Here is a 19,211-nt window from a genome sequence, read left to right on the forward strand (position 1 = left end):
CCGATCATAGATTCACAAGTACAGCGCCAGCGGCAGGCGTTCGACGCGCGCGGCGAGCCCGTCGTACGTCTCGATGTCCTGCCGGTAGTGCCGGTGCAGGGCCTCGACCACGTCGAAGACGCCGGTGCCGGCCGGACCGGGGCCCAGCACGCGGCGGCTCTCGCGCAGCAGGGCGCGCACGGTGGCGACCATCGTGGTGTCGAGGACCTTCCACAGCGGGACGCCGATCGCGCCCGCGCCGCTGACCATCAGCGACCGCATGAAGCCCAGGACGTCGCCGCCGTCCGAGCGCATGCCCTGGCCCGCGAGGCACGCGCCGAGCACGGTCAGCTTGTTGCGCGGCAGGCTCAGGTGCAGGGCGAGGTCGAACTGCGTGAGGACGTCCTCCTGGCCGAGGTTGAGCAGCGGCCCCGCGCCCTCGGCGGTGTCCACGTACGTGCCGTGCCCGGCGTAGACGAAGAACTCGGGCTTGCACTCCACGAGCGCCGCCACCCCCGACCAGTCGGCCGGGTGCCGCTGCGCGGCGCCGGGGGCCGTCGTGGGGTCGGGGAAGCCGCCGAAGACGTCACCGGCCAGCACGATGTGGTCCGGCGGCCAGCCGGTGCCGACGACCTCGCGGCCCGTCGCGTGCGCGTCGGTCACCAGCAGCGCCGCCAGATCGTCGTCCCGCTCCGCCAACTGCCGCTTGAGCAGGTGCCGTCCACGGGTCACGAAGGCCGCGACGCTCACCGAGTGCGACAGCGGTACGCGCGCCGCCAGCGGCCGGGCGTCGCCGCGCTCGGTCGCGACATGCAGCGGCATCGCGAAGAGGTCGTCGGTCGGGACGATCGTGAGATGCGTCAACGGGCCGCCGCGCGTGGCGTGTTCCCAGACCGGCGCGATCAGCAGGTCCCAGATCCGGTGGCAGGTCTCGGCGCCGGGCGCGCCCGCCTCCAGGTCGGCGGTCACCTCCCGCGCCAGCGCGGTCACGTCGTCGTACGGGACGGCGGGCAGCAGCGTCAGCAGGCCGTCGCGGCACACCATGACCCCGAGCCGGTCCGCGACGGCGGCACCCGCGCCGCCGTCGCGGCGCACCCCGTCCGGCGCCACGTAGCTGAAGTACCGCACCACACAGGACCCTTGGTGGTTGAGGGTGTACTGCACGAGCTGGTGGGCGATGTCCTCGTCGTGCGTGACCGAGGTGAGCGGGTGCTGGAGGAACCACTCCTCGTACTCCTGCTCGCGCCGCACGATCAGCGTCCGCAGCCGCTCCGCCTCCTCGTCCGCCAGGGTGCCGGGAGCGGCGCGCCGCCCCGTGCCAGGCGGCGGCTCCGCCCCGGACTCGCCTGCCTCGGCCCCCGCCTGACGGTCCGTCGGCGGCGCGAGCAGCGGCGGCCGTGAGGAGCCGAGCAGGTCGAGCAGTTCACGCCCCGAGGACTCCTCGACCAGCGACAGGATCTGCTCCAGATTCTCCCGCGACCCGTCGCCCGTCTCGACCCGCGCCGCGATGGCCTGGAGGTACGCGGGCCGCATGTGCCGCGCGTAGGCCCGCTTGTAGACCGGCAGCGCGACCGCGCCGCGTACGGTCCTGGCCATCGTCAGACGGCGGTCAAGGACGTCGGCGGGACGGCTGTCCTCGGGGAGCTGCCCCGCCACCCGCGCGTAGCCGCGCACCGTGTACGCGTAGAAGTCGACGTCCATCCCGGTCTGCCGGCCGATACCGCTGTCGTCCTGCTCCAACTCGTCCAGCAGCGCCGCCAGTTCGGCCAGCCCCTCGGGGCCGCCCCTCCTGATCGCGAGATTCTGCCGGGCGATCCGGGCACCGCGCGCCCAGGGCTGGTCGAGCAGGTCCTCGTAGTACGCGACGGCGTTCGCGGGGTCGCACTGCGCGCTCAGATTCGCCGACTGGGCGACCCGGTAGGAGTCGCCGAGGGCCCGACTGACGACCAGCGACTCGCCGATGACCTCCAGCGCCCGGCCCGCGTCGCCGTCCTGCCGTACCGCCGTCGCCAGATTGTGCAGGGCGTTCGCGTAGCCGCGCAGGAACTCCCGGTGCCGGGGCGGCGCGTCGGGCGAGGTGGGCAGTGCGATCCCGAACTCCGCCAGACCGGCGCGGACATCGGCGCACAGCGCCTCCAGCTCCGGTACGAGACCGTGCGCGTCGGTGCCTCCCGGGCGGTCGCGCGCGGTCTGGCTGCGCTCCTCGAAGGCGGCGCGCGCCTGATTGCTCCGCAGGTCGGGCAGCACCCACCACAGCCCGGCCGTCACAGCCGTGCGCACGGCCGTACCGAAGGCGATCCTGGCCGGGGTGAAGTCGCCCAGCCGGTACCGGATACGGCCGACGCCGTCGTACCAGCGGGCCACCGCGTAGGAGGCGAACTCGTCGGGCGCCTGCGCCAGGCGCGCCAGGAGCCCCTCGGCGTCGGCCCTGGACGCGTCGATGAGCTGCAGGCCGGTCAGCGGCTCGTACGCCATGTCCGCCCGGACGATCTCGCACCAGTACGCGCCGACGCGCCGCGCGGTCGTCCGCGTGCCGCCGCCGGGGGCGGGGGCGGGGCGGGACGCGAGCCGCAGCATGCCGACGGCGTCGGACTGGCGCATGGGGATGTCGAAGTCGACGTCGAAGCGGGTGATCAGGTCCTCGACGTCCAGCGTCTCGACGAAGGCGCGGATGGCGGAGGAGGCGGATCGGCCGCCGGGGGCGGGGGCGGGGCGGGACGCCGGGCCTAAGGCGCCTTCTGGGGAGGGTGACGCGGATGTCATGGGAAACCTCAGTGCCGTCGGGTGAGCCAGCGGGATGCGCCGTACGCGATCAGCCCCGACACCACGGCGCAGGGCAGTGTCACGGCGACGGGGAGCGGTCCGAGATCGAGGTGGCGGCGGACCAGGACGGTCACCAGCCAGCACAGGGACGCGCCGACCAGCCCGGCCGCCCAACTGACCAGCCACGCGTACGAGGTGGTCGCCCTGACCCCCGCCCAGCGCAGCACGGTCAGCGGCAGCGCCAGGGCGAGCGCGGTGAGCACGGCGATGGTGGGGGACTGGAGGAAGCGGGAGAGCGGTACGTGGTACGAGAACGACTGGACGGCGGCGAGCGCGGTGGCCGCCGCGCCCAGCACCGAGCCCTGGATGAGCGTCAGCTTCCCGCGCCGGTCGTCGAAGGCGCGGTCCACGATGGTGGTCGCCAACGCCCGTGCCGCCTCGGCGCGTTCGCGCGTCGTCTCCAGATACACCTGGTCGCTCTCGGCCTGCGCGATCAGCGCCTCGGCCGCCGCGAGGTCGGCCTCGGGCCAGGACGCGCCCGGGCCCCGGCGGTGGACGACGGGCGCGTGGATGCGCATGTTGGCGGCGGCGATGGCGACCGTACGGCTCAACTGCCGCAGCCCGGTGATCGTCCACGTCATGCCCTGCGCGCCGAGCTGCGTCCCGTCCAGCAGCGCCGCCGCGCGCAGCACCCGGCCGAGCGCGATCGGCTGCCCGGAAGCCGCGGGCTCCAACTCCCGTAGCAGCTCGCGCGTATGACGCTCACTCACTTCCACCCGTACGTGCACCGGCTCGTCGGCCGCGTACTGCCGTGCCTCGTACCGCAGTTTCGAGGCGTGCAGCAGATAGCGGGTCAGCGGCCGCAGTCCGCTCTCGCCGTCCACGGCCCAGGCCCAGGCGTCCAACTCGGCCTCCAGCGCGGCCGGGGCGAGCACGTAGAGGTGGGAGACGGCGTCGTGCGCCGGGTCCTCCTCGGGCCGCCACACGTCGAAGCCGTCGTCGGTACGGTCGAAGCCGCGCCACCAGGCGCCGTCGCGGCCCGAGCCCGAGGCCGTAGCGCCGAAACCCGTGCCGCCCGAACCCGTACCGCTGACCGACCCCGTACCGCTGACGGAACCCGGTCCCGGCACCGGCGGGCCGTACCGGCGTATCTCCTCGCACACCGTCTGGTCGTTCACGCCGACAGTGCGCCGGCGCAATGCCTCGAAGACGCGGAATTCGCCGAGGATTCCGTCCGGCGGGGGCCCGGCGCCCGGCCGTCCGGTGCTCGCGACCGCCGTGTTCCATTCGGTCAGCAGGTCATTCCACTGTTCGAGGCCGGAATGGGTGTCATTCGGGGCGAGCAGCGCGATCAGGCCAACGCTGTCGTGTTCCGCGAAGACGAAGGCGGAGTGAACGGAGGTCGCGCCGCCGCGTTCGGCCGCCGCGAGGATTTCCAGGTCCTTCGTATGGCCGGGAATGGCCGGTAAGCGGGCCGCGTGAAACGGAAGTCCGGTAATCGGCGATGTCATGCCGAGCGCTCGGCACGCCTGCCAGAGATCGTTGAGATAGGCGTGTGCGGATTCGTCGTCGGCGGAAGCGGTGGGGGCGAAGCAGGCGATGAGCAGGGCCGGTTTGACGATGCCGCGCATCAGGCGGCGGGGCCGGTCGACGAGGGGCCGCCGCCCGTCGAAGGCCCGGCCGCCGGGCCCCGGTCCTCGCTGCTCAGGTCCAACGTGAGCCGCCGCACCAGGATGTTGCGCTGCTCGCGCTGCCGCTGCGGGATGAAGGACTTCACCGGGCCGGGACGCGCCAGCGCGCGCCGCGACTCCTCCAGCCTCTGGAGCGCGCCGAGCGCGTCGCGCACGCCCTCCTCGCTCCCGTCCGCCAGCGCCGTACTCAACGCGTCCAGCGCGGCCCCCACCGCACCCCATTCCTCCGAGGTCAGCAGCCAGTCCTCAATGGCCTCGACCCGCCCGAGAACGCTCCGCACACTGAGCCGGTCCGTCATGGCCCTCCCCCCTGCCCCGAGAATGCGAAAGCCCCCCGGCACGCGCATCCGTTTCGGCGGAAGCGTATACCGGAGGGCTGACGGCGCACCCGGGAAATACCCGGAAGGATCTCTCCGCGGATCTCGGTACGGATCTCGATACGGATCTCTGTACGCCGATCGCCACGGGTTCAGTGCCGCGACGCCAACGCGCGATTGAGGTCGAGGACATTGACGTGCTTCTGGCCGAGAAAGCCCAGCTCGCGCCCCGACACATGGTCGGCCACCAGCTCGCGTACCGCGTCCGCGGAGAGCCCGCGGGCCTTGGCGACCCGGTTCACCTGCTCGTACGCGTACGCGGGCGAGATGTCCGGGTCCAGGCCGGAGCCGGAGGCGGTCACCGCGTCGACCGGGACCGAGGCCGGGTCGACACCGTCGAAGGCGGCGACGTCCTTGCGGCGCTGCTCGATCGTCTTGACCAGGCCCGGGTCGTTGGGGCCGAGGTTGGACGCGCCCGAGGCCAGCGGGTCGTAGCCGCCGGCCGACGGGCGCGGCTGGAACCACTTGGGGTCCGGACGGGCCGCCTCGTCGGCGTCGTCGGGGTTCTTCTTCGGCAGGTCGAAGCTCTGCCCGATCTGCCGGGACCCGACGACCTGGCCGTTCTGCGTGACTTCGGAGCCGTTCGCCCGGTCGCTGAAGGCGACTTGGGCGACGCCCGTGACGGCCAGCGGGTAGACGATCCCCGCGATCACGGTCATCAGCAGCAGGACGCGGAGCGCCGAGAGGTGCCTGCGGACCGCGCTGGAGTGGAACGTGAACATCGTGTCGCACCTTCCTTTCGTGAAGAGGTGTCGCTCGCCCGGAGGCGGCGGTCAGCGCAGTCCGGGGATGAACTGGATGATCAGGTCGATGAGTTTGATGCCGATGAACGGCAGGGCGAGGCCGCCGAGTCCGTAGACCCAGATGTTGCGGTTGAGCAGGGCGGCGGCGGACGACGGCCGGTAGCGGACACCGCGCAGCGCGAGCGGGATCAGCGCGACGATGATCAGCGCGTTGAAGATGATCGCGGAGGCGATGGCCGACTGCGGGCTGTGCAGGCCCATGACGTTGAGCTTGTCCAGGCCCGGATAGGCGACGGTGAACATCGCGGGGATGATCGCGAAGTACTTCGCCACGTCGTTGGCGATCGAGAAGGTCGTCAACGCGCCACGGGTGATGAGCAGTTGCTTGCCGATCTCGACGATCTCGATCAGCTTGGTCGGGTTGGAGTCCAGGTCCACCATGTTCCCGGCCTCCTTGGCGGCCGAGGTGCCGGTGTTCATGGCCACGCCGACGTCGGCCTGCGCGAGCGCGGGCGCGTCGTTCGTACCGTCGCCGGTCATCGCGACGAGCTTGCCGCCCGCCTGCTCACGCTTGATGAGCGCCATCTTGTCCTCGGGGGTGGCCTCGGCGAGGAAGTCGTCCACGCCCGCCTCCTCCGCGATGGCCTTGGCCGTCATCGGGTTGTCGCCGGTGATCATCACCGTGCGGATGCCCATCGTCCGCAGCTCCGCGAAGCGTTCGCGCATCCCGGCCTTGACGACGTCCTTGAGGTGGATCACGCCGAGCACGGTCGCGGTCGTCCCGCCGTCGCGGTGCACGATCTCGCCGACGACCAGCGGTGTGCCGCCGCTCGCCGAGATGCCGTCCACGATCTCGCCGACCTCGGGGCCCGGCTGTCCGCCCGCGTCGCGGATCCACCGGATGACGGCGGAGGCCGCGCCCTTGCGCAGCGACCGCTGGCCGCCGTCCTCGACGAGGTCGACGCCGCTCATCCGGGTCTGCGCCGTGAACGGCACGAACTCCGCGTGCGGCAGCTCCCCTTCGGCCCGCGCGCGCAGCGCGTACCGCTCCTTGGCGAGCACCACGACGGACCGTCCCTCGGGCGTCTCGTCCGACAGCGACGAGAGCTGCGCCGCGTCGGCCAGCCGGCCGATGTCGGCGCCGCCCAGCGGCAGGAACTCGGCGGCCTGCCGGTTGCCGAGGGTGATGGTGCCGGTCTTGTCCAGCAGCAGGGTGTTGACGTCGCCCGCCGCCTCGACGGCCCTGCCCGACATGGCCAGCACATTGCGCTGCACCAGCCGGTCCATGCCCGCGATGCCGATCGCTGACAGCAGCGCCCCGATGGTGGTCGGGATGAGCGCCACGACCAGCGCGACGAGGATCACGATGGACTGCTCGGCGCCCGCGTAGATCGCCATCGGCTGGAGCGTGACGACGGCCAGCAGGAACACGACGGTCAGCGAGGCCAGCAGGATGTTCAGCGCGATCTCGTTCGGCGTCTTCTGCCGTGACGCGCCCTCGACCAGGGCGATCATCCGGTCGATGAACGTCTCGCCCGGCTTGGAGGTGATCTTGACGACGATACGGTCGGACAGCACGCGGGTGCCGCCCGTCACCGCCGACCGGTCACCGCCCGACTCCCGGATGACGGGAGCCGATTCACCGGTGATCGCGGACTCGTCCACCGACGCGATGCCCTCGACGACGTCACCGTCGCCGGGGATGATCTGCCCGGCCTCGACCACCACGTGGTCGCCGAGCCGGAGTTCGGCGGCGGGCACGGGCTCCTCGGCGACCGCCCCCGCGGACCCCGCGGCGGAAGTGCCCTGCCCGTGACTCCAGTTGGCCAGCCGACGCGCCACCGTCTCGGTCTTCGTACGCCGCAGCGTCTCCGCCTGCGCCTTGCCGCGGCCCTCGGCGACGGCCTCCGCCAGATTGGCGAAGACGGCGGTCAGCCAGAGCCACGCGGTGATCACCCAGGCGAAGATGCTCGGGTCCTTGATCGCGGAGAGCGTGGTCAGCACCGCGCCCGCCTCGACCACGAACATGACCGGGTTCCTGGCCATGACACGCGGGTCGAGCTTGCGGCACGCGTCGGGCAGCGAGATCAGCAACTGCTTGGGATCGAGCAGCCCGCCGGAGATCCGGTGCGACGGCTGCGCCGCCGCGGCGCCGTGGCCCCCCGAGGGGGACGGCGGCCTGTCAGTGGTGACGGACATCAGTGCAGACCTTCCGCGAGCGGGCCCAGCGAGAGTGCGGGGAAGTAGGTGAGGCCGACGACCACGATGATCACGGCCGTGAGCAGGCCGACGAACTGCGGCCGATGGGTGGGCAGCGTGCCCGCGGTGACGGGCACCGGCTGCTGTCCGGCGAGCGAACCGGCCAGCGCCAGCACGAAGATCATCGGCAGGAAGCGGCCGAAGAGCATCGCCAGACCGAGCGCGGTGTTGTACCACTCGGTGTTGACGCTGAGGCCCGCGAACGCCGAGCCGTTGTTGTTGGCGGCCGAGGTGAAGGCGTACAGCACCTCGGAGAAGCCGTGCGGACCGGAGTTGAGCATCGCGGCGCGCTCGCCGGGCAGCGCCATCGCCGTACCGGTGCCGATCAGGACGACCGCGGGCGTGGCCAGGATGTACAGCGACGCGAATTTCATCTCGCGCGCGCCGAGCTTCTTGCCCAGGTACTCCGGCGTGCGGCCGACCATCAGCCCGGCCACGAACACCGCGATGACCGCGAGGATCAGGATGCCGTAGAGACCGGAGCCGGTACCGCCGGGCGCGATCTCACCGAGCATCATGTTGAAGATCGTCATGCCGCCGCCGCCCGGCGAGAACGAGTCGTGGAAGGAGTTGACGGCGCCGGTCGAGGTCAGCGTGGTCGAGGCCGCGAAGAGCGTCGACGCCCAGATCCCGAACCGCTGTTCCTTGCCCTCCATCATCCCGCCCGCCGCGTGACCGGCCGAACTGCTCACGCTGTGCAGCTCGTTGACGGTGATGAGCGCCACCGACGCGGCCCAGATCAGACCCATCACGGCGAGGATCGCGTACCCCTGGCGGTGGTCGCCGACCATCTTGCCGAAGGTGCGCGGCAGCGAGAAGGAGATCACCAACAGCAGGTAGATCTCCAGAATGTTGGAGATCCCGTTGGGGTTCTCGAAGGGGTGGGCGGAGTTGGCGTTGTAGAACCCGCCGCCGTTGGTGCCCAGTTCCTTGATGACCTCCTGCGAGGCCACGGGACCGCCGGTGATCGACTGCTTGTCGCCGATCAGTGTGGTGATCTCGTGGACGCCGTGCAGATTCTGCACCGCGCCCGCCGCGACCAGCACGATCGCGAAGACGAACGCCATCGGCACCAGCAGCCGTACGACGATCCGCGTCAGGTCCACCCAGAAGTTGCCGACCCGGTCCGTCCTGCGGCGCGTGAAGCCGCGGATGAGGGCGGCGACCACGGCGATGCCGACGGCGGCCGACACGAAGTTCTGCACCGCCAGACCCGTCATCTGGACCAGGTGACCCATCGTCACCTCGCCCGAGTACGACTGCCAGTTGGTGTTCGTCACGAACGAGGCGGCCGTGTTGAACGCCTGGTCGGCCTTGACCGGCGCGAAGCCCAGTGACAGCAACAGGTGGTTCTGAAGCCGCTGGAAGGCGTAGAGGAAGAGCACGGACACCACGGAGAACGCCAGCACGCCCCGCAGATACGCCGACCACTTCTGGTCCGCGTCGCCGTCGACGCCGCCGAGCCGGTAGATGCCGCGCTCGACGCGCAGGTGCTTGGCGGTGGTGAGGATGCGGGCGATGTAGTCGCCCAGCGGGCGGTAGGACAGCGCCAGTGCCGCGATCAGGACGGTGATCTGGAGCCAGCCCGCGAGAGTGTCGTTCACTAGAACTTCTCCGGGAAGATCAGGGCCAGCACGAGGTAGACGAGCAGGCAGGCAGCCACGACGAGGCCGACGACGTTCTCGGCGCTCACAGCTTCTCGACCCCCTTGACCACCAGGGCGAGCACGGCGAACACCGCGACCGTCACGAGGACGAAGACAACATCGGACATGGGCGAGAACCCCGGATCGTGTGGAGAGGTGAACGGAAGGACATCGCTCATGAGACGGCCTGACCGGGGCCCGTCCGGCGCTGTTAACGCTTCCCTGGCGCGGCGGACGGCCACGTTGACACCGTCTTGACGGCGCAGGCCGTGTCCTGCCGGGCTCTGCCGGGGTGTACGGCCGCGCCGCAGGTCAGCGGGGCGGCGCGCGAACGATTACGGCAGCCGGGTGAGCGGCGGCGGCGGGCTGGCGTCGGGGTCGCGGGGTCGCGGGGTCGCGGTCGTGTGGGCGCGGCGGGCTGGCGTCGGGGCCGCGGGGGGCGCGGCGGCGTGGCGTCAGGGTCGCGTCAAGACCGCGGGCGGGGGCGTCAGGGCCACGTCAGCGGTCGGTACGGGGCCGCCGGACGCTCGTAGCGTCGGAGACATGGGATACGGCGAGGCGGTCGAGACGGCGCGGTCGGGGGCTTCCCCGGTGTCGGCCGGGCACGCGCCCGCGGCCGGGCACGGGTACGGGCCCGCGGCCGGGTACGGGCCCGGTTCGGCGTACGGACGCCCGCGCCCGCGCGGCGCCGCGCACGTATCAGCGCACGTATCCGCGTACGGGCGGCTGCCCGGTCAGGTGCGCGTCCATCGGCCCGCGACGGCGTACGACCACGGGTGGCGCGCCGGATTCCGGGTCGCCCTCGGGGTGGCGGGCGGCCTGCTCGCCGCGCTGACCGCGGCGGACTGGGCGCTGGGCACCCTCGACCCCGTGCGGGCCGCGTTCTGGACCGCGCTGGCCGCCGCCGTCTTCGGGGCGCTGTGTCCGCCCCTGGTCACGGCGGGTGACGGCTGGCTCCGGGTGCGGGGCGTGCTGCGCGGCCACCGCGTCCGTACCGACCGCCTGGTCCGTATCCACCTCTTCCCCGGCCGCACCCCCCGGCTCCTCCTCATCGACGCCGAGGGCGGGCGCGCCGCCTTCGACCCGCGCGTGCTCGCGGCCAACCCCGGCCTGTGGCGCCTGCTGGAGGCGGGCGGGCGGCGGTCGTACGGCAGGGGGCTGCTGGTCGCGGGGCTGCCGGTGCTGGACGGACTGGCGGACGAGGCCGCAGGGGGCGCGGGGCGGGAGCCGGGACCGGAACCGGGCGCGGAATCGGGTTTGGAATCGGGCGCGGAATCGGGGCGGGAGCCGGGTCCGGGGTCGGGCGGCGGGCCGGGCCGGTCGGGTCGCGGCTGATCCGGGGTGCGGACCCGGGGCAGGCGGGGCAGGCTGGTGTCATGGACACTCCGCCGATCACCGTGCACCCGCCGGGCCCCGGCGGCGGGCGGCGGGTCACCATCCGCGGCACCGACGTGGGCCGCGCCCACCGCATAGCCGACCTCGTCGAATTCCTCCGCCGCGCCGGTCTGGACGACATAGAGGTCGAGGAGACCGACCTGATCCAGTGGGTCGGCGGCGACGCGGACACGTGGTCGTAGCCGATACGAGGCCGTCGGCCGTACGGCCCACGGCGGACGTGTCGGTGCGGGTAGGTTCGGACCCGGCGTAACGCCCAACGGGGGCGTCGGCGACATCCTGGAGGACCGGGCCGGTGTCAGAGCGAGTCGAGCGCAATCAGTTAATCATTGACCAATTCCGCGCCAACGGAGGCCAGTTGGGCGGCGGAGGTCTCCCTCTGCTGCTCCTCACCACCACCGGCGCCCGTACCGGCCGCCGCCTCACCTCCCCGATGGCCTACGCCACGGACGGCCCGGACCTCGTCGTCTTCGCCGCCAACGGGGGCCGTCCCACTCACCCCAACTGGTTCTACAACCTCCGCGCCGACCCCGCCGCCCACGTCGAGGTCGGCACCGAGTCCTTCGACGTCACGGCCACCATCACCGAGGGCGCGGAACGCGACCGGCTCTGGGCGCAGCAGTTGCGCGCGGCGCCCTTCTTCGCGGACTTCCAGCAGCGTGCGGGGCGCACGATTCCGGTCATCACGTTGAGCCGCTGATGTCGCTAGGGCGCTGAGTCGCTAGGGCGCTGAGCCGCTGAGCCGTTGGCCCGCTGGATTTCAGGCCCGCGCCGCCGAGGCCCGACGAGCGTCCTTCGGGGTGTTCCGTGATCGCCGCCGCTGCGTGTCAGTTCCGGCGGTGGCTCGTTGACCAGGGTGTGGCCCCGCGAATATGCGGCGGGCATGGGCGGTATCAGCGGCGGGACTCGGTCCCGGACCAAGGAGGAACGTGATGGGCGCAGAGGTGCGGGACATGGTCGGCGGCGTGGGCAAGCTGGGCGCGCGGGCCGCCGTGCTGGGCGCGGTCGCGGGAGCGGCGCTGCTTCCGGCCGGTGTCGCGCACGCGAGCGTCCTCGGGGTCGGCGACGCGGTGTTCGGCAACGCCTGCGTCAACCAGGACCACGGCGTACGGTCGGCGGGCGCGACGGTCGCGGGCAGCGGGGTGGGCGGCGGCAACCAGACCGGTCTGCCGCTCAGCCTGCCGCGCAACCACTGCGGCGGCAGCGGGATCGTCTGCACCGCCGTCTTCATGTCGTCCGTCTGACCCGGGCGGGAGCGGCGGAGCGGCGAGCGGCGACCGGTCGGATGACGGCAACGGCGGGCACAACGGTGGTTACGGTGGCGGGCGTTGGTACGGGCGTGGGTACGTGCGCTGCGCCGGGTGTCGGTACGGGTGTGGCCGCGAGTGCCGCGCCCGGCGACCGGGCGGTGGCCGAACTGCTCGCCCTCAGCGGGCAGGCGCTGCCGTCGCTCCGCCGGTGGGCGGCCTCGGAACCGGACTGCGGCCTGGCCCGTGCGCTGCTCACCCTGGCGACCGGCGACGGTCTCGGCGACGCGGAGCTGAAGGCGGAGTTGGCCGTCGCGTACCGCGACGCGCAGGCGGCCGGCGAGCGCGAGGCGAGCGTGGTGTACGGCGTGTTCCTCTTCACGCACCGGCAGTACGCGCTCACCGCGGACCACTTGGTGGGGCACTTCGCCCGGTGGCCGGCCGACGAGGTCGCCGGGCTCATGCTCGGCGCCTTCGCCGCGGACGCGGACCCGGCCGGACGCGCGCGGGGCGAAGCCCTCGTCGAGGAACAGGCCGCCCTCGCGGGCCCCGCCAACTGGCCCTGGACGAGCTGGCTGGCCGCCGCCCGCGCCGAGCAGGGGCGGGTACGCGACGCCCACCGCCTCGCGGTACGCGCCCTGGAAATCTGCCCGCGCTCGGGTGTCGCCGCCCACGCTCTCGCCCACGCCGAGCACGAGTTGGGCACCGGGCGGGCGGGCACGGAATTCCTCGACGCGTGGCTCGCGGCGGACCCGCGCGCGGTGCAGTCGCGCCATCTCACCTGGCACGCCGCGCTCCACTCCATCGCCTGCGGCGACTTCGCCGACGCCCGTCGCCGCGCGGACGCGGCCCTGTCCAGGTCCGACGTCGGCATGCGGGCCGCGACCAACTGGCGCCTGCTGCTGGCCGGACAGGAACCGGCCGGGCGCAACGACCCCGCGCACGTACGGGAGTTGCTGGCCGGACCGGGCGGCATGGCGGAGGTCTTCCACACCTTCAACCTCGCCCTCGCCCTGGCCGTGGAGGCCGCGACCGACGACCTGCACGCCCTGGCCCGCCGCGCCGCCGCCGACCCGCGCACGGAGTTCCGCGACGTACTGGCACCGGTGGTACGGGCGTTGGCGGAGATCACCGCGGGCCGCCCCCGGGCGGCGGCCGACCTCCTCGCCGACCTGGGCGAGGCGGCGGACCGGATCGGCGGGGTGCGCGTGGAGCGCGAGATCATCCACGACACCCTCGCCCGCGCCCTCGCGGACGCCGGAGAACCCGCCCGCGCCGCCGCCCTGCTCCACGACCGCGTCGCGGCCCGCCGCCACCACGTATACGAAGACCTTCTCCTTACGCCGGGCGGCCCGGTCGGCTCCGTTGACCCGGCGGCCGACCGCCGATCGCCACCTACTCCGGCGTGACCGCCACACCGCCGACCGCGTACCCCCGCGCCGTCCGTGGCCGTCCCGTCCGCCCGGGCGGCCGACCGCCCCTCGCCCCGCGCGTCCCCGTGCGCCGCACGCCTGGCCGTGTCCCGGCGGCCTTACGCGTGCGTGCGCGCCACGCCCAGGGTGGCTCCGATCGGACGGCCGCACCAGCCGCGCGGGTGCGGGCGCGGGCACCACGCGCTACGTACGTCGGTGTGACTCGCGTACGGGTGGCCCCTCGCGGGTGGCGACCCACCGTTTGGCCGCGCACCCGCGTGCACCACGCGCAACGTACTCCCGTGCGGCCCGCATACCGGTCGGCCACACGCGGGTGGTCACGTACCCGCGACCGGGCCCCGTGGCCGTGAGCGCCACGCGCCCACGTACCCCCGCCATGGCGCGCTCATCGCCGGGCATCAAGCCCGGCCCGCCCCGACTTCTTCGGAGAGTTACATGTCCGCTGCCCACTTGATCGTCGTGTCTTTGCCGGGCAGTGGGACGCCGGTGGTGGCCGGGATCACCGGCGCGCTCGGGTATGCCTCGCTCGGCACGATGAGCGGAGATCAGTCGGCCGGGCCGCGGCAGCCCGGTCCTGGCGAGGTGTATTCGCTGCTCACGGCCGCCTACGGTCCCGAGAGGGCCGCCCGCCTGCTGAACCCGAATCCGAGTCCGAACCCGAATGCGGAGCCCGCTTTTCACGAGGCGGTCAGCGCCCTGTGGCGGGTGTGGTGGACGCGCCTGGGCCAGCCGGTCACGCACGGCTCACCTGTGGACCCCGGCGCCGAAGCCCGGCTGGCCCGGCTGCCCGCCGCCGAACTGCTCGATCTGCTGCCGGGCAGGGGCTGTTGGTACGTCACCGGCCTGGACCTGCGCCGGGCCGACGCCGACCTTCTGCGCGTCTGGCACTCCGGCGGACGGCCGCCGATCGTCTTCCACCACCGGGACATCCGCGACCGGATCATCAGCCAGATCCGCGCCCTCACCCGGCCCGAGGGCCAGGTGGGCTCCCTGCCGGAACACCTCGTCTACCGCGACATCCTCACCGCCCTGCCGACCCTGGACGCCCGCATCACCCTCGCGCTGACCGACCCCGGCTTCCCCGGCATGCACGAGGCCCGCCGGAGCCAGTGGCTCCTCCGCCACCCGGCGGTCTGCGTGATCACCGACGAGGAACTCGCGGGCCCCGCGCGCGAAGAGGCACTCGCCCGCCTCCTGCGCGCGACGGGCCACACGTCCCTCCCGGCCACCGCACTCCCCCCGCCGGCCGCCCCCGGCGACGTACCGCCGGACACCGGCCGCGCGCTCTTCACCCCCGCCCACGACCGGCTCCTCCGCCTCCACCACGGCGACCTCCTGCCTCCCCTGGACGCGGCCACGTCCACGAGGTGAAGGCCGCCGTGCGCTCGGGCACCGTCCCCCGAATCCGCGCCGAATCCGCGCCGAATCCGCGCCGATTCCGCGCCGGAGGCGTCAGGTGCCGTTGACCAGGCGGATGTAGCGGACCCAGTCCCAGTTGGGTCCGGGGTCGGTGTGGTCGGTGCCGGGGACCTGGACGTGGCCGATGATGTGGTCGCGGTCCTTGGGGATGCCGTACTTGTCGCAGATCTCGGCGGTGAGGGCGGCCGAGGAGTGGTACATCGCGGTGGTGAAGTAGGCGGGCTGGTCGACCCAGCCCTCGTGCTCGATGCCGATGCTGCGGGTGTTGTAGTCCCAGTTGCCCGCGTGCCAGGCGACATCGCGCTCGCGGACGCACTGGGCGATGGCGCCGTCGCCCGAGCGGACGACGTAGTGGGCCGCCGCCGCGTGGGAGGGGTCCTGGAAGAGGCTGATGGTGTCGGTGAAGGACTCCTGGGTGACGTGGATCACCACGAGGTTGATCGGGTAGGTCGAAGTACGGTTGGACGCCGTGTAGTTGCCGGAACTGGCCGGGGTCCAGGAGGCCGACGGGTAGTCCACGGTGGCGGCCGACGCGCGGCCGATCCCGGACGTCAGGTCCGCCGTGACGCCGACGGTGACGGCGGCCCCGAAGGCGAGGGTGCCGCGCAGCAGCGAGCGCCGGGTGGGCGTCTCCGCCGCGAGCGGGACCCCGGCGGGGGCGCCGGGTATGCGCCCGGGTGAGCCGGTGGGTTCGGCGCCGGAGACGACCCCGGACGGGACCGGGACCCCGGACACGGCCCCGGACGTACCCGAGGACGTAACCCCGAGCGTGCCCCCGGACGTACCCGTGGACGTCACGCCGGGCGTGCCCCCGGACGTACCCGTGGACGTCACGCCGGGCGTGCCCGTGGCGTCGACTTCGCGCCCAACCTGGCCGGATTCACCGGCCGGGCTCAACGGGCTTGACGGCGCGGGTACTTGGGGGTCGCTGGGGCGTGCCATGAAAAGCTCCCTTGGGCGTCATGGAGAGGACGAGTGCATGACAGAAGTACGGGGCCTGCTCATGGTGGGGTCCGGGTGCGTGACCTGCCAAGCGATTCGCGAATTGGCAGAGGTCCACACCGGTGGCGAGACCGCGGCGGCCCCGTCGCCGCCCGTTGCTTGGCTGCCGGACCCCGGCCGTCGGTCGACGCCGTACACAGCCGTGCACACGGAATCGGCGCCGCGCCCTGACCGTACGTAATCGAACCGTCCCCCTGTGCATAACAACTGACACACACTCACATCACTACCCGGCCACATCCGGTGCCGGGTTTACCCGTATCACGCACTCCGTGACCGTTTGGTTCCCGACGTCAACTCTTTGATTCGGCTTGGAAAACGACCCCGGCTCTATTAACGTTCGATAACGCAGCGCGGTTGTCACCACCGCCACAGAGGCGGCACCGCGCGCTTGCCGAATCCCGTCCGCGGGAACCGGGGACCCGCCCTCCTGCTCGCCACACCCTGGCGTACGGGAGGGGTCCAATGGGGTGAATCGGGCAGCATCCAGGCCCGTAGGAGACCTTCCTGCTCCGAACCCGTCAGCTAACCCGGTAGGCGACAAGGAAGGAAAGGAGTGCGCCCGCGTGGCGTCCAACCAGCCTGCCTACGCTCCCGCCCCGGCGGCCCCAGCGGCCGATCCCCCCGGCGAGTGGGACGACTGGAATTCTCCAGGGGATTCCGCCGCCTCTGCCGAAGCCACTGCTTCTGCTTCTGTCTCTGCCTGTGTCTCTGCCCCTGCCGAAGCCGCCGCGTACGTCGCGGCCCAGGGCGACGCCGGTGCCGCGGGCGCGCAGGGCGGATACGGAGCGTACGGCGTTCAGGGCGCGAACCGTCACCGGCTTCCGCGCCAGCGCTCCGTCGGCTCCGTGGCCCGTGGCTCGACCGTCCTCGGCGTCGCCGCGATGGCCGCCGTAGGGGCCGGGGGCGTGGCCGTCGCGGCCGACGCCGTACCCGCGCCCATAGCGGTCCCGGACCTGCCGGAACTCCCCGACTCCACTGACCTGCCCCCGAGTTCGACAGGGGTCTCGCCCGCCGGTTCCCCCGGCGTCTCGGCGGCGGCCGGTGACTTCTTCGGCGCGGCGGTACGGGAGGTGTCGGCCCCCGACACCTCCGTGAGCACGGCCGCCGATACGGCCACGGACTTGGCTCCGGCAACAGACTTGGCTCCGGACCCCGACTTGGCTCCGGCTACGGACTTGGTTCCGGCCACGGACTTGGCGCCGGTTTCGACCACGGCTCCGACCGCCGTCGTGGCCGCCTCCTCCGTCGACGTCGCGCCGTCCGCCGCCCCCGTGCCCACCGACCCCGGTGAGGTCCTGCGCGCCCGCATCATCGACGAGGCCACGCGGCAGCGGGACGCCGCCGCGCGGGCCGAGCGCGAGGCGGCCGAGAAGGCGGCGGCCCAGCAGGCCGCCCGCGAAGCCGCCGCGCAGAAGGTACGCGAGCAGGCCGCCGCCGCGAAGGCCGCGGCGGAAGCACAGGCCAAGGCCGATGCCGAGGCCGCCGCCAAGGCCGAGTCCGAGCGCCTGGCCCACCTCGCGGTCTCGTACCTCAAGCCGCTCGCCTCGTACACGCTCACCGACAGCTTCGGCGAGGCCAGTTCCCTGTGGGCCAACACCCACTCCGGCCAGGACTTCGCCGCTCCCACCGGCACCCCGGTGCACGCCATCCACACCGGTACGGTCACCTCGGCCGGGTGGGCGGGCTCGTACGGCTACCGCGTGATCCTCACCCTCGATGACGGCACCGAGCTGTGGTACTGCCACCTCTCCACCATGGTCGTCACCTCCGGCGAGGTCATCACCGGCGACACCATCGGGCGCGTCGGCGCCACCGGCAACGTCACCAGCCCCCACCTCCACCTGGAGGTTCGCCCCGCCGCCGGGGCCGCCCCCATCGACCCGGCCGTCTGGCTCCGCGCCCACGACATCGCCGTCTGAACCATCTGGGACGGTCCCGCTCCACCCGGGACCGCTCCTCCGGTTAACCCCGACGGCCCTGGCGCTCCCCCCCGACGCCAGGGCCGTTGGCATGCGGCTCGCTCGGTCAGCCCTTCCGGTCCAGCGTCGCCGACAGCACGGCGATACCCGTCTCGCCCTCGTCGAACTGGCGCAGGACATCCGCCAGCGTGGCGGCGGCATCGGTGTGCTCGATGACGAGCAACGGCTGCGCGCCGTCGTCCTGGACCGCCGGTACGAAGTCGGTGACGATCTCGCCCCGCAGCAGGACCAGACGGTCGGCGTCGAGCGGATCGCGGGCCAGCCCGGCGAGGTGCGTCCGCAACTCGTCCGTCTCGCCCAGATCGGCGTCCAGCACCGCGCGGTGCGACAGCACCGTCACGGCCAACCGCTCGCCGATCCGCTCATAACGCGCCGAGAGGTCGTCCGGCAGCAGATAGAAGACGCCTTCCTCGCCCTCGTGCCCCCGGTTCAGCAGCAGACGGATCATCCGCTCCGCCGGGTCGGGCGAGTCCAGATCGAGGTCCAGAATCACTTCCACGCCGTCCGGATCCACCGACGGGATCGCGCCGATCCATATCCGCGCCGACCCGGAACCGACGGCCCCGCCGCCGCTCGTGACATCGTCGTCGTCCATGCGCGGCATTCAAACACGCGGCTCTCAGCCGCGCGGGCCCGTCACGGCGGGGGCGTGGTCTCAGGGGCGACGGCGATGTCGGCGTCGGCCCGCGACCGCCCTGGACGGGGCGCCCGCCTCGGCGTTCATACGCGCGGCTCTCAGCCGCGTCGGCCCGTCACGGCCCAGGACGCGGCGGCCACGCCACCGGCGACGGTGAAGACGGCGGGCCAGGCGCCGAGCTTGCGGGCGAGAGGGTGCGAACCCGCGAAAGCGGCCACGTAGACGGTGGTCAGCGTCGTGGCGACCGCCGGTCCCGAGCGCGCGTGCCACTCGCGGGCCGCGAGCGTGCCCGCCGCCGCGAGGGCCACGCCCCCAAGGGCCCGCTTCCGCGTCCACCGGGCCACCCCGTAGCCGCCGATCAGCCCGCCCGCCGCCACCACACTCGCCGGAACCCCAGCCATCCCGTCCTCCTCCTCACGCACAAACCCCGAAGCCTTGCCTCCGAGGCTAACCGCCCCTCGTCCGCCGCCGCCGCGAGGGGGTCCGCGACCAGAGGCGGCGAGTCGCCCTGTCCGGTGTTTGGGGACGGGAGCCGAGGCTGGCGCTGTGCCAGAAGCGGTGAGTGAGCCTGTCCGGCGTTTGGGGACGGGAGCCGGGGTTGGCGGTGTGCCAGAGGCCATGAATGAGCCTGTCCGGCGT

Annotated in this window: 18 protein-coding genes and 1 riboswitch; of the genes, 7 read left to right on the forward strand and 11 right to left on the reverse strand. The window is 72.8% G+C overall.

What is annotated here, in order from left to right; genetic code table 11:
• Positions 1-12: 12 nt before the first annotated feature.
• The 8 genes from ACIQCJ_RS03165 to ACIQCJ_RS03200 all read right to left on the reverse strand — a co-directional run bounded on the left by ACIQCJ_RS03165 (position 13) and on the right by ACIQCJ_RS03200 (position 9,636).
• A complete protein-coding gene (locus ACIQCJ_RS03165) occupies positions 13-2,742 on the reverse strand; it encodes a CHAT domain-containing protein (RefSeq protein ID WP_402710535.1) in 2,730 nt (909 codons plus the stop codon).
• An 8-nt stretch (positions 2,743-2,750) separates the two neighbouring features.
• Positions 2,751-4,373: a CATRA conflict system CASPASE/TPR repeat-associated protein gene (locus ACIQCJ_RS03170; RefSeq protein ID WP_402710536.1), complete on the reverse strand. Its 1,623-nt coding sequence runs from the start codon at positions 4,371-4,373 to the stop codon at positions 2,751-2,753.
• Positions 4,373-4,732: a CATRA system-associated protein gene (locus ACIQCJ_RS03175; RefSeq protein WP_391159444.1), complete on the reverse strand. Its 360-nt coding sequence runs from the start codon at positions 4,730-4,732 to the stop codon at positions 4,373-4,375. The genes ACIQCJ_RS03170 and ACIQCJ_RS03175 overlap by 1 nt, the downstream gene beginning before the upstream one ends.
• A 170-nt stretch (positions 4,733-4,902) precedes the next feature.
• Complete coding sequence (gene kdpC / locus ACIQCJ_RS03180; RefSeq protein WP_355336237.1) at positions 4,903-5,532, reverse strand: potassium-transporting ATPase subunit KdpC; 630 nt, start codon at positions 5,530-5,532, stop codon at positions 4,903-4,905.
• A gap of 51 nt (positions 5,533-5,583) precedes the next feature.
• A complete protein-coding gene (gene kdpB / locus ACIQCJ_RS03185; protein WP_402710537.1) occupies positions 5,584-7,752 on the reverse strand; it encodes a potassium-transporting ATPase subunit KdpB in 2,169 nt (722 codons plus the stop codon).
• On the reverse strand, positions 7,752-9,416 hold the full coding sequence (kdpA, locus tag ACIQCJ_RS03190) for a potassium-transporting ATPase subunit KdpA (protein WP_355336241.1): 1,665 nt from the start codon (positions 9,414-9,416) through the stop codon (positions 7,752-7,754). The genes kdpB and kdpA overlap by 1 nt, the downstream gene beginning before the upstream one ends.
• Positions 9,416-9,505 carry a K(+)-transporting ATPase subunit F gene (gene kdpF / locus ACIQCJ_RS03195; RefSeq protein WP_188283652.1) on the reverse strand — a complete coding sequence of 30 codons (90 nt, stop codon included), beginning with the start codon at positions 9,503-9,505 and terminating at the stop codon, positions 9,416-9,418. The genes kdpA and kdpF overlap by 1 nt, the downstream gene beginning before the upstream one ends.
• Entirely contained in the window at positions 9,502-9,636 is a 135-nt protein-coding gene (locus ACIQCJ_RS03200; protein ID WP_355336243.1) for a hypothetical protein, read from the reverse strand. Before ACIQCJ_RS03200 ends, kdpF begins: the two co-directional genes overlap by 4 nt.
• A gap of 364 nt (positions 9,637-10,000) precedes the next feature.
• Between ACIQCJ_RS03200 and ACIQCJ_RS03205 the strand changes: the two genes are divergently transcribed.
• From ACIQCJ_RS03205 to ACIQCJ_RS03230, 6 genes are all read left to right on the forward strand, one after another.
• The gene (locus tag ACIQCJ_RS03205) at positions 10,001-10,792 is read left to right on the forward strand and encodes a hypothetical protein (protein ID WP_402710539.1); all 792 of its coding nucleotides are present in this window, start codon (positions 10,001-10,003) and stop codon (positions 10,790-10,792) included.
• 41 nt (positions 10,793-10,833) lie between these two features.
• Positions 10,834-11,034: a hypothetical protein gene (locus tag ACIQCJ_RS03210; protein ID WP_355336247.1), complete on the forward strand. Its 201-nt coding sequence runs from the start codon at positions 10,834-10,836 to the stop codon at positions 11,032-11,034.
• 113 nt (positions 11,035-11,147) lie between these two features.
• Positions 11,148-11,552: a nitroreductase/quinone reductase family protein gene (locus tag ACIQCJ_RS03215; protein WP_391042774.1), complete on the forward strand. Its 405-nt coding sequence runs from the start codon at positions 11,148-11,150 to the stop codon at positions 11,550-11,552.
• 232 nt (positions 11,553-11,784) lie between these two features.
• The gene (locus ACIQCJ_RS03220) at positions 11,785-12,096 is read left to right on the forward strand and encodes a hypothetical protein (RefSeq protein WP_355336251.1); all 312 of its coding nucleotides are present in this window, start codon (positions 11,785-11,787) and stop codon (positions 12,094-12,096) included.
• Positions 12,097-12,227: 131 nt separating this feature from the next.
• Positions 12,228-13,508, forward strand: coding sequence for a hypothetical protein (locus ACIQCJ_RS03225; protein WP_402710540.1), 1,281 nt, complete (start codon positions 12,228-12,230; stop codon positions 13,506-13,508).
• Positions 13,509-13,967: 459 nt separating this feature from the next.
• Entirely contained in the window at positions 13,968-14,903 is a 936-nt protein-coding gene (locus ACIQCJ_RS03230; RefSeq protein ID WP_402710541.1) for a hypothetical protein, read from the forward strand.
• An 81-nt stretch (positions 14,904-14,984) separates the two neighbouring features.
• On the opposite strand, the gene ACIQCJ_RS03235 is transcribed toward ACIQCJ_RS03230, so the two are convergent.
• A complete protein-coding gene (locus ACIQCJ_RS03235; protein WP_391159591.1) occupies positions 14,985-15,620 on the reverse strand; it encodes an N-acetylmuramoyl-L-alanine amidase in 636 nt (211 codons plus the stop codon).
• A gap of 715 nt (positions 15,621-16,335) precedes the next feature.
• Positions 16,336-16,508: riboswitch (cyclic di-AMP (ydaO/yuaA leader) on the forward strand.
• 293 nt (positions 16,509-16,801) lie between these two features.
• On the opposite strand from ACIQCJ_RS03235, the gene ACIQCJ_RS03240 reads away from it, so the two are divergent.
• Positions 16,802-17,875 (forward strand): peptidoglycan DD-metalloendopeptidase family protein, encoded by a 1,074-nt coding sequence (locus tag ACIQCJ_RS03240; RefSeq protein WP_402710542.1) that lies wholly within the window; start codon positions 16,802-16,804, stop codon positions 17,873-17,875.
• Between the two features lie 106 nt (positions 17,876-17,981).
• Here the strand turns inward: ACIQCJ_RS03240 and ACIQCJ_RS03245 are convergent, their stop codons facing one another.
• On the reverse strand, positions 17,982-18,530 hold the full coding sequence (locus ACIQCJ_RS03245) for a hypothetical protein (protein WP_402710543.1): 549 nt from the start codon (positions 18,528-18,530) through the stop codon (positions 17,982-17,984).
• Positions 18,531-18,670: 140 nt separating this feature from the next.
• On the reverse strand, positions 18,671-18,973 hold the full coding sequence (locus ACIQCJ_RS03250; RefSeq protein WP_355336261.1) for a hypothetical protein: 303 nt from the start codon (positions 18,971-18,973) through the stop codon (positions 18,671-18,673).
• Between the last annotated feature and the right edge of the window lie 238 nt (positions 18,974-19,211).

The sequence above is a fragment of the Streptomyces sp. NPDC093221 genome, assembly GCF_044753885.1.
GTDB lineage: Bacteria > Actinomycetota > Actinomycetes > Streptomycetales > Streptomycetaceae > Actinacidiphila.